The organism is Microbacterium sp. (genome assembly GCF_035554235.1).
Classification (GTDB): Bacteria; Actinomycetota; Actinomycetes; order Actinomycetales; family Microbacteriaceae; genus Microbacterium.
The window spans coordinates 1-9,821 of record NZ_DATMIO010000011.1; the positions used below are offsets into that span (position 1 = coordinate 1).

Annotated in this window: 9 protein-coding genes; 7 read left to right on the top strand and 2 right to left on the bottom strand. The window is 71.1% G+C overall.

The genetic code is table 11. The features are described from left to right. The 3 genes from VNT50_RS00520 to VNT50_RS00530 all read left to right on the top strand — a co-directional run. Nucleotides 1-905: ABC transporter ATP-binding protein (locus tag VNT50_RS00520; RefSeq protein WP_325483153.1), on the top strand; the 905-nt coding region annotated here is incomplete at its 5' end. Beyond that, nucleotides 881-2,446, top strand: coding sequence for a hypothetical protein (locus tag VNT50_RS00525; protein WP_325483154.1), 1,566 nt, complete (start codon nucleotides 881-883; stop codon nucleotides 2,444-2,446). The genes VNT50_RS00520 and VNT50_RS00525, both read left to right, overlap by 25 nt. Nucleotides 2,447-2,472: 26 nt before the next feature. Then, nucleotides 2,473-2,739 (top strand): DUF3039 domain-containing protein, encoded by a 267-nt coding sequence (locus tag VNT50_RS00530; RefSeq protein ID WP_325483155.1) that lies wholly within the window; start codon nucleotides 2,473-2,475, stop codon nucleotides 2,737-2,739. A 3-nt stretch (nucleotides 2,740-2,742) separates the two neighbouring features. Here the strand turns inward: VNT50_RS00530 and VNT50_RS00535 are convergent, their stop codons facing one another. Further along, a complete protein-coding gene (locus VNT50_RS00535; protein WP_325483156.1) occupies nucleotides 2,743-4,095 on the bottom strand; it encodes a nicotinate phosphoribosyltransferase in 1,353 nt (450 codons plus the stop codon). Between the two features lie 51 nt (nucleotides 4,096-4,146). Between VNT50_RS00535 and murI the strand changes: the two genes are divergently transcribed. The 4 genes from murI (at nucleotide 4,147) to VNT50_RS00555 (ending at nucleotide 7,516) form a co-directional block, all read left to right on the top strand. Beyond that, the gene (murI, locus tag VNT50_RS00540; protein WP_325483157.1) at nucleotides 4,147-4,974 is read left to right on the top strand and encodes a glutamate racemase; all 828 of its coding nucleotides are present in this window, start codon (nucleotides 4,147-4,149) and stop codon (nucleotides 4,972-4,974) included. Nucleotides 4,975-5,065: 91 nt separating this feature from the next. Then, nucleotides 5,066-5,851 (top strand): ribonuclease PH, encoded by a 786-nt coding sequence (rph, locus tag VNT50_RS00545; protein WP_325483158.1) that lies wholly within the window; start codon nucleotides 5,066-5,068, stop codon nucleotides 5,849-5,851. Then, entirely contained in the window at nucleotides 5,851-6,462 is a 612-nt protein-coding gene (gene rdgB / locus VNT50_RS00550; protein ID WP_325483159.1) for an RdgB/HAM1 family non-canonical purine NTP pyrophosphatase, read from the top strand. The genes rph and rdgB overlap by 1 nt, the downstream gene beginning before the upstream one ends. Nucleotides 6,463-6,592: 130 nt before the next feature. Then, on the top strand, nucleotides 6,593-7,516 hold the full coding sequence (locus tag VNT50_RS00555; protein ID WP_325483160.1) for a cation diffusion facilitator family transporter: 924 nt from the start codon (nucleotides 6,593-6,595) through the stop codon (nucleotides 7,514-7,516). A gap of 39 nt (nucleotides 7,517-7,555) precedes the next feature. Here the strand turns inward: VNT50_RS00555 and ligD are convergent. Then, nucleotides 7,556-9,821 (bottom strand): non-homologous end-joining DNA ligase (ligD, locus tag VNT50_RS00560; RefSeq protein ID WP_325483161.1); only part of this gene is annotated, 2,266 nt, incomplete at its 5' end.

Here is a 9,821-nt window from a genome sequence, read left to right on the forward strand (position 1 = left end):
CCGTCGAGCTCGCGCCGCCCACCGAGCCCGCGCCGCCCGTCGGGCTCGCCCCGGCGCACGTCGTCGAATCGCCCGATCACCAGGCGGCCGAAGCGCTTGCCGTGGCGCTGGCCGACCAGCCCCTCGCGTCCGATCCGGCCCTCGACATCCCCGCCCTCACCGTCCGCGGGCTGACGAAGAGGTTCGGCGATACGGTCGCCGTCGACGGCGTCGACCTGACGGTGCCCCCGGGTGCCTTCTACGGAATCGTCGGGCCGAACGGCGCCGGCAAGACCACCACGCTGTCGATGATCACCGGGCTGCTCCGTCCCGATCGCGGGAGCATCGAGGTGTGCGGCGTGGACGCTGCGTCCGACCCGCTCGGCGCGAAGCGCCTCATGGGCGTGCTCCCCGACCGGCTCCGCACGTTCGATCGACTCACCGGCCGGCAGTTGCTGTACTACTACGGCATCCTGCGCGGCCTCCGTCCGGCGGTGGTCGAGTCGCGCACCGCCGACCTGGCGCGGGCATTCGATCTCACCGATGCCCTCGGGCGCGTGGTCTCCGACTACTCCGCCGGGATGACGAAGAAGGTCATGCTCGCGGGTGCCATGATCCACTCGCCGCGCCTGCTGGTGCTCGACGAGCCCTTCGAGGCGGTCGACCCGGTGTCGTCGGCCATCATCCTCGACATCCTGGGCGCGTACGTCGCACACGGCGGCACCGTCATCCTGTCCAGCCACGGCATGGACCTCGTCGAGCGCGTGTGCTCGCGCGTAGCCGTCATCGTCGCGGGGCAGGCGCTCGCCGAGGGCACCATCGCCGAGGTTCGCGGTGAGCTCACCCTCGAGCAGCGCTTCGTCGAACTCGCCGGTGGGCTCAGCGACGTGGAGGGCCTCGAGTGGCTGCACACGTTCTCCGGCTGAGGGTCGTCCTGCTGCTGGGCGGCCTCCGCGGGGATCGCCGTCATGTCGTGCGTGTCGTCTCGGGGCTGATCCTCCTCGCTGCCGCCACGGCGGTGGCCTGCTGGGCGCTGCTGTCGATGACGGATGCTCCGACCGACGTCGCCCAGACGGTCATCGTGCTCGGCGGCTCGGCGCTGACCCTCGGGTTCACGCTCGCGCCGCTGATCGCCGGGGCCACCGATCCGCTCGATCCGCGACGGTTCGCGGTGTTCGGCGTCGGCGGGCGCTCACTCGCCTCGATCCTCGTGCTCGCCGGCTTCGTCAGCGTGCCGATCCTCGTGCTGATCGCCCTGGCCGTGTGCACGGCCATCGTGTGGGAGGCGCACGGCGTCCCCGTCGTGCTGGCGGCGACGTCGGCCCTGATCGCCGTACTGACGTGTGTCCTGCTCGCGCGGGTCTGCATGGCGGTCACCGCCCTGGCACTCCGCGAGCGGCGCTCCCGCGAGCTGACGGGGCTCTTCGCCCTCACGATCGTGGTCGTGCTCGTGCCCGTGGGGGTGTTCCTCGCGTCGCTCGAGTGGGACGGGCACGTGCCGACCCAGCTCGAATCCGCCGTGTCTGTGCTGGCGGCCACGCCCTTCGGTGCCGCCTGGTCGCTTCCCGGTCTCGTCGCAGGCGGTCGCTCCGCCGGCATTCCCGTCGCGGTGGCGATCGGGACCGTCGTCGTGCTCTGGCTCGCGTGGCACCAGCTCGTATCCCGCCTCCTCACGACCACCGAGCGCCCCGCCGCCGTGCGCGAGCGCGGGGGCCTCGGGTGGTTCGCCGTCGCTCCGGGCACCGCCACGGGTGCGGTCGCGGCACGCAGCCTGCTCTACTGGATGCGCGACGCGCGCTACCTCGTGAACGTCATCGTCGTTCCCGTCGTGGCCCTGCTCGCCGCCGTGCCGCTCCTGATCGCCGGTGTTCCCGCTCCGATCGTGGCGCTCGTGCCCGTGCCGATCATGGCGCTGTTCTTCGGATGGCTGCCGCACAACGACCTCGCCTACGACTCCACGGCGGTGTGGATGCACATCGCGAGCGGCATCCGCGGCTCCGCCGACCGCCTCGGCCGACTCGTGCCGATCCTCCTCATCGGGGTGCCGATCCTGGCCGTCTCGATCCCCTTCGCCATCACGCTGTACGACAGATGGGCCCTTCTGCCCGCCATGGTCGGGGTGTGCGCGTCGCTCTTCCTCGGCGGGCTAGGCCTGTCGAGCATCGCGTCGGTGCTCAGCCCCTATCCGGTCTCGCGTCCGGGTGACAGCCCGTTCCAGCAGCCCCAGCGATCGAGTGCGTGGGGTGCGATCACGCAGGCGATCGTGCTGCTCGGAGCGATCGTCGTGAGCGCCCCGACACTGTGGTGGGCCTGGCTCGCGCTGTCGCGCGACATCGACTACGCCCTCGCGGCGCTGTGGGGCGGGCTCGGCACGGGGCTCGGAGTGCTGCTCGCCGGCATCGCCATCGGCGGTGTGCTGTTCGGCCGGAGGGGCACGCGATTGATGGAGTTCGCCGAAGCCGCATAGCGCATGCGCGGCTAGACTGACTGTTCATGAGCACCCCCCTCGAGAGCCCCGACCAGGGCGGCCTTGCGACCCTCGACCGCGAGCTCGAAGAGCTCATCCGGGAAGAGAACATCGAGCCGGGCGACCACGAGCGGTTCTCGCACTACGTGAAGAAGGACAAGATCCTCGAGTCCGCCATCACGGGCAAGCCGGTCAGGGCGCTGTGCGGCAAGAAATGGACGCCGGGCCGTGACCCCGAGAAGTTCCCGGTCTGCCCGACGTGCAAAGAGATCTACGAGTCGCTGAACAAGTAGCGGCTACGACGCGTCGACGAAGACGGTCGGCAGCGCCGGGTCGGAACGGCTGAGCGCCAGCGCGCGCACGGGAAGCTCCTCGCGCACCTTCGCGTGGTGGTCGCGGGCCGCGATCACCCCGGCCGCGGCCTCGTACGTGGCGTCGATCTCGCCCGCGACCGCGAACGCCACCTGCAGAGACCGCGAGCCGGGATGCTGCACCTCGGTCTCGATGGCCTCGAACCCGTCCGAGACGGCGATGAGCTCGCTCGTCGCCGTGCCGTCCTCCCGGGTGCGGAACGCGGCCTTGCGGCCGCCCCTCGAGCCCTTCTCGGTCGAGGCCTTCGCGACGGCGACCCACGAGTCATCGCTCGCCTGCCGGGCCACGAGCTTGTACACCATGCCGGCCGTGGGCGTGCCAGACCCGGTGACGACAGACGTGCCCACCCCGTACGCGTCGACGGGGGATGCCGCGAGCGCGGCGATCGCGAATTCGTCGAGGTCGCTCGTGACCGTGATCTTGGTGCCCGTCGCGCCGAGCTCGTCGAGCTGGGCCCGCACGTCGGCGGCGACGGTCGGCAGGTCGCCCGAGTCGATGCGAACGCCGCCGAGCCCTGTGCCAGCCACTCGGATGGCCGTCTCGACCCCCGCCCGGATGTCGTAGGTGTCGATCAGAAGCGTCGTGTCGGTGCCGAACGCGGCGATCTGCGACCGGAACGAGTCCTCCTCGGAATCGTGCAGGAGCGTCCAGGCGTGGGCGGCGGTTCCCATGGTCGGGATGCCCCACCGTCGGCCGGCTTCGAGGTTGCTCGTCGCCCCGAATCCGGCGATGAACGCGGCCCGCGCGGCCGCGACCGCGGAGTGCTCGCCGGCGCGCCGCGACCCCATCTCGGCGAGGGGCCGGTCGCCGGCGGCGATGCTCATGCGCGCCGCGGCGGTGGCGACGGCGGAGTCGTGGTTCAGCACGCTCAGGGCGAGGGTCTCCAGCACGACGGCCTCGGCGAACGTGCCCTCGACGGTGAGGATCGGGGAGCCGGGAAAGTACGCCTCGCCCTCCCGGTACCCCGTGATCGACCCCGTGAACCGATAGCTCTCGAGCCATGCCAGGGTGTCGGCATCCACGACCCGCTCGTCGCGCAGGAACCGCAGCTCCTCGTCGCCGAACCGGAAGTCGCGGAGAAGGCTCAGCAGGCGGCCGGTGCCCGCGACGACACCGAAGCGGCGGCCCCCGGAGAGGCGCCGGCCGAAGAGCTCGAAGACGCAGCGCCGATGGGCGGTGCCGTCGCGCAGGGCGGCGTCGAGCATCGTCAGCTCGTAGCGATCGGTGTGCAGCGCGGTGCTTGGCGAGACTGCGCTTGACGAGTCGGCGACGCTCATGGCGACAGCCTAGTGAGAAGCGCGACGGTGGGCCGCGTAGGCTGGGGGACCATGAACCACGCGCCGATCGGCATCTTCGACTCCGGGGTCGGCGGGCTCACCGTCGCTCGCGCCGTCACCGATCAGCTGCCGCGTGAATCGATCGTCTACATCGGCGACACCGCGCATTCGCCGTACGGGCCCAAGCCCATCGCAGACGTGCGGCGCTACTCGCTCGAGGTGCTCGACGCGCTCGTCGATCAGGGTGTCAAGATGCTCGTGATCGCGTGCAACACCGCGTCGGCGGCGGTGCTGCGCGATGCGCGCGAGCGCTACGACGTGCCCGTCGTCGAGGTGATCGGCCCCGCGGTGCGCACCGCGATGTCGACGACCCGCAACGGCCGCATCGGCGTGATCGGCACCGAGGGCACCATCGGCTCCGGTGCGTACCAAGACATGCTCGAGGTCAACGAGCGGCTGCGGGTGTTCGCGCGCGCGTGCCCGCGCTTCGTCGAGTTCGTCGAGGCGGGGGAGACGAACACGCCCGAGGTGCTCGCGGCGACCGAGGAATACCTTGCGCCGCTCCGGCACGCCGGCATCGACACGCTCGTGCTGGGCTGCACGCACTACCCGTTTCTCAAGGGCGCGATCAGCTACGTGATGGGGCCGGAGGTCTCGCTGGTCTCGAGCGACACCGAGACGGCGAACGACGTCTACCGGCAGCTGGTGAGCCGCGATCTGCTCGCGGGGGCGGATGCGGCATCCACCCACGTCTATGAAGCCACCGGCGACTCCACCGACGATTTCGTCACCCTCGCCAACCGGCTCATGGGCCGCGAGGTGCACGACGTCCAGCTCGTCCGTACGGGCGCCATCGACCTGCCGCGCGCGGCATCCTGACCCATTCACCTCACACTGTGTCCCACTTGAGCCGCTTCCCGAGCGCCGGGTTGCTGCCCAAGTGGGACACGCACGACAGGAGCACACCCTCATGACCCTTCGACCAGCTCAGGACGGCGCCCTTCGACCAGCTAAGGACAGCGCCGACATCGTGCGCGCCGACGGCCGCGCCACCGGCGACCTGCGCCCCGTCACCATCGAGCGGGGCTGGAGCAGCCAGGCGGAGGGCTCCGCCCTGATCAGCTTCGGCGGCACGAGGGTGCTGTGCACCGCCTCGTTCACGAACGGTGTGCCCCGCTGGCTCGCGGGCAAGGGCAAGGGCTGGATCACGGCGGAATACGCGATGCTGCCGCGCGCGACGAACAGCCGCAACGACCGCGAGAGCGTCAAGGGCAGGATCGGCGGCCGCACGCACGAGATCTCGCGGCTCATCGGGCGCGCCCTGCGCGCGGTCGTCGACACCAAGGCGCTCGGCGAGAACACGATCGTGATCGACTGCGACGTGCTGCAGGCCGACGGCGGCACCCGCACGGCGGCCATCACGGGCGCGTACGTCGCCCTCGCCGATGCGATCGAGTGGGGCCGTGCCCACAAGTTCATCGGACAGAAGGCCACCCCGCTCATCGACTCCGTCGCCGCGGTGTCGGTCGGCATCATCGACGGCGAGCCCATGCTCGATCTCGCGTACGTCGAGGACGTGCGGGCCGAGACCGACATGAACGTCGTCGTCACCGGCCGCGGGCTGTTCGTCGAGGTGCAGGGCACGGCGGAGGGCGCGCCGTTCGACAAGCGCGAGCTCGATGCCCTCCTCGAACTCGGCGTCGCAGGCTGCGCCGAGCTGCGCGACCTTCAGACGGCGTCGCTCGCCGCCGGCTGATGGGCCGCATCGTCCTCGCCACGCACAACCCGCACAAGGTCGAGGAGTTCCAGGCGATCGTCGCGTCCGCGCGTCCCGACCTGGTCGTCGTCGGCTATGACGGCCCCGAACCCGTCGAGGACGGCGTGACGTTCGCCGAGAACGCGCTCATCAAGGCGCGCGCCGCGGCCGCGCACACGGGACTGCCCGCCCTTGCGGACGACTCTGGCATCGCGGTCGACGTGCTCGGGGGATCGCCGGGTGTTTTCTCCGCGTACTGGGCGGGGCACGCCAAGGATGCCGCGGCCAACGTCGCGCTGCTGCTCGACCAGCTCTCCGACGTCGCCGATCCGCACCGCACGGCGTCGTTCGTCTCCACGATCGCCCTCGTCGTGCCCGCGATCGACGGACGCGCCGGCGCGGAGCACGTCGTGGAGGGACGCTGGCCCGGGCGGCTCGCGACCGCGGTCTCGGGCGCCGGAGGATTCGGCTACGACCCGATCTTCGTGCCCGATGGCCAGCCCGCCGGCGCCGAGCGCACGGTCGGGGAGTGGTCGGCGGCCGAGAAGAATGCGGCATCCCACCGCGCCCGCGCGTTCGTGGAGCTGATCCCCCTGCTGGCGACCCTGTAGCACTCGGCCCTCTTCATCACCGTCGTGCACGCGCGGAACCGACTCTCTCGGCGCTGCGGTGAGAATCGGACTCATTCCCGACTGCGCGAATCGGCCCATCGCGGGCGGGTCGCGGCCCTAGCCTTGGTGCATGCACGATCACTCGCCCGGCAACGACGGGATCCGCGGGGCCAGCAACCGCAGGCTCCTCGCGATCTCGCTCGCCATCACGAGCGTCGTCATGCTCGTGCAGGTCGTCGGGGCGGTGCTCAGCGGATCGCTCGCGCTGCTCGCCGACGCCGCGCACATGCTGACCGATGTCGCTGCCCTGATCATCGCGCTGATCGCGAGCGCGGTCGCCGCGCGACCCGCGAACGAGCGCAGCACGTTCGGTTATCGGCGGGCCGAGGTCTTCGGGGCGCTCGCCAACGGCGTCATCCTGATCGTGCTGTCGGTCGGCGTGGCGTGGGAGGCCGTCCGGCGCCTGATCGAACCGGGCGAGACCGAGGTCGCCGGCGGGCTCATGCTCGTCGTCGCGACGGTCGGTCTCGTCGCGAACGGCGTCGCCATGTGGCTGCTGAGCCGGGCGCAGCGCGGCAGCATCAACGTGCGCGGCGCCTATCTCGAGGTGATGGGCGACTTGATCGGGTCGGCGGCCGTGATCGTCGCCGCGATCGTCATCGTGACGACGGGGTGGATGCCGGCCGACACGATCGCTTCGCTCTTCATCGCGGCGATGATCGTGCCCCGGGCCATCGGCCTGCTGCGCGAGGTCACGTCGGTGCTCTCCGAGGCGGCGCCGAAGGGCACGCAGGTCGCCGACATCCGCGACCACCTGCTCGGCGCGCCCGGCGTGCGCGACGTGCACGACGTGCATGTGTGGCAGCTGACCCGAGGTGCCCCCGTGTTCTCGGCGCACGTGGTGGTCGATGACGAGGTGCTGCGCGGCGAACGGGCGGGGCTGCTGCTCACGGAGCTGCAGGGATGCCTCGCGGAACACTTCGACGTCGACCACTCGACGATCCAGCTCGAGCCCGCGGGACATTCCGACCGCGACGGGGCGCTGCACGCGTAGCCCCGCACGCTTCTTCCTCGCGCGGCCGACCACGCCCACTCAGGGCTCTCGGACGACCTCGTCGGGGCTCTTGTCGGGTCGCAGGCCACGCCACCGCGCTTGGCGGAGGATTCCCCCCGGGGTCCACTCCGCGAACTCGACCTCTCCGACGACGTCGGGCCGCACCCAGAGGGCGTCGGACGCATCGGCGGCAGGCACGCCGACGAACGGGTTCTCGTCGGTGCGGAGCGGCAGCAGGGTCTTCTCGAGCCGGGCGATCACCGACTCGCTGAAGCCCGATCCGACGCGGCCCGCGTACTCGAGTCCGTCCTCGCCGGGTACCCCGACGAGCAGCGAGCCGATCGTGCCGCTGCGGCCCCCTCTGCCGGGACGGATGCCGCCGATGACGACCTCCTGGGTGTGGGTCAGCTTGAGCTTGAGCCATTCTTCGGTGCGTGCGCCGCGGCGATAGGCGGATCCGGGGTGTTTGACGACGATGCCCTCGAGCCCGAACTCGCGACTCGCCGCGAGGGTCGCATCTATGTCATCGAACACGGGCGGCGCCGCGATCGATGTCCCCGCGTCGGCGGCGATGCGCTCGAGCAGGGCGCGGCGCTCCACGAGGGGAAGCGTCGCGACATCCTCCCCATCGAGTTCGAGGATGTCGAACAGGTAGTACTTGACGGGGATGCGCGCCGATTCGCGTTCGATCTCGCGCGGCTTCGTGAGGTTCATCCGCGACTGCAGGCGGGAGAAGCTCGGTCGTCCCCGGGCGTCGAGGGCGACGAGTTCGCCGTCGACGACGGCGGATGCCGCGCCCAAGCGCACCGCATCGGCCGAGGTCAGTTCGGGGTACCGGGCGGTCACATCGGTGCCGCTGCGGGCGACGAGACGGAGCCGGCCGCCCTCCCAGACGCCGAGCGCGCGGATCCCGTCCCATTTGAATTCGACCCATGGGTTCTCGCCGTGCTCGGCCCAGCGCGCGGAGGCCTCCCGGGCGAGGCCCGGCGTGGAGTGCGTGGCGAGCATCGCGTTCAGCCGCCCGGTGGTGCCCTCCTTCGGCTGCCGCGGGCGCTCCGGCGCGGGCGCTTCGGCGTGGCGGGCCGGCGCAGGCGCGTCGGCCTGCTCGGTGGGAACGACCGGCTCGCCCTCCGCCTGCGGCCGGCCTTCGGCATCCGTCTTCATCCGATGCATGAGCCACGTCGACTTCTCGCCCGTGCCGTCGGTGCGGATAAGTGCGAGCCGCACGCGTCCGAGCGGGCCGCCCGGGCGGCCTTCGACGGTGAGGATGACTTCGTCGTCGCGCCACTTCTCCAGGTCGTACCGACCGTCGTCCCAGATCGTTACGGAGCCGGCGCCGTACTCGCCGCGGGGAATCGTGCCCTCGAAGCTGCCGTATTCGAGCGGGTGGTCTTCGGTCATCACCGCGAGGTTGTTGCGGCCGGTCGTCGAGGGCACCCCCTTCGGCACGGCCCAGCTGACGAAGACGCCGTCGTGCTCGAGGCGGAAGTCCCAGTGCAGGCGGGTCGCGTGGTGCTCCTGGATGACGAACCGCGGCTTCTCGCCGGCGACCGTGGTCGCGCCGAGGGCGTTGCTCGGCACGGGTTCGGGCGTGCGGCCCGCGGTGCGCTTGGCGATGTAGGTGCGGAGCGGCCCTTCGTCGGACTCCCGGCCGCCCGCATGAAAGCCGAGCGCCGCCATCGGGTCGCCGGTGGCCTCGGCCCTTTCGAGCACTTCGGCGAAGTCGAGGTGGCGCAGATCGGGGTCATCTAGCTCGGCCCATGTGCGAGGAGCGGCCACCATGGGGTGCGGACGGCCGCGCAGCGAGTACGGAGCGATCGTGGTCTTCGAGCCGTTGTTCTGGCTCCAATCGATGAACACCTTGCCCGGCCGTTCGACCTTCGCCATGTTGCTGACGACGAGGTCGGCATGGTCTGCTTCGATCGCGCGGGCGAGTTCCTTCGCGAAGGCGGTGATCTGATCGCTGGTCTGGTCGCCGGGGAGCGCCGCGTAGAGATGGATGCCTTTGCTGCCGCTCGTGAGAGGCATCGGTTCGAGCCCGATCCCGGCGAGGATGTCGCGGGCCCAGCGGGCGACTTCGGCGCACTCCGCCAACCCGACGCCCGGGCCGGGGTCGAGATCCAGCACTATCCGGTCGGGGTTGCCTCGGCCGCCGTCGGGCGCGAAGCGCCACTGCGGCACGTGAATCTCCAGGCTCGCGACCTGCGCCAGGTAGGCCAGGGTCGGCACATCCTCGATGAGCGGATAGTCCTTCGCGCCGGTCGAGTGGTCGATCGGCCGGCGGGGGATCCAGCTCGGAGCGCCG

Excerpts from the sequence above, each read along its gene's own strand:
- VNT50_RS00530 (WP_325483155.1), top strand. The coding sequence starts at position 2,473 with ATGAGCACCCCCCTCGAGAGCCCCGACCAGGGCGGCCTTGCGACCCTC.
- VNT50_RS00535 (WP_325483156.1), bottom strand. The coding sequence starts at position 4,095 with ATGAGCGTCGCCGACTCGTCAAGCGCAGTCTCGCCAAGCACCGCGCTG.
- murI (WP_325483157.1), top strand. The coding sequence starts at position 4,147 with ATGAACCACGCGCCGATCGGCATCTTCGACTCCGGGGTCGGCGGGCTC.
- rph (WP_325483158.1), top strand. The coding sequence starts at position 5,066 with ATGACCCTTCGACCAGCTCAGGACGGCGCCCTTCGACCAGCTAAGGAC.
- rdgB (WP_325483159.1), top strand. The coding sequence starts at position 5,851 with ATGGGCCGCATCGTCCTCGCCACGCACAACCCGCACAAGGTCGAGGAG.
- VNT50_RS00555 (WP_325483160.1), top strand. The coding sequence starts at position 6,593 with ATGCACGATCACTCGCCCGGCAACGACGGGATCCGCGGGGCCAGCAAC.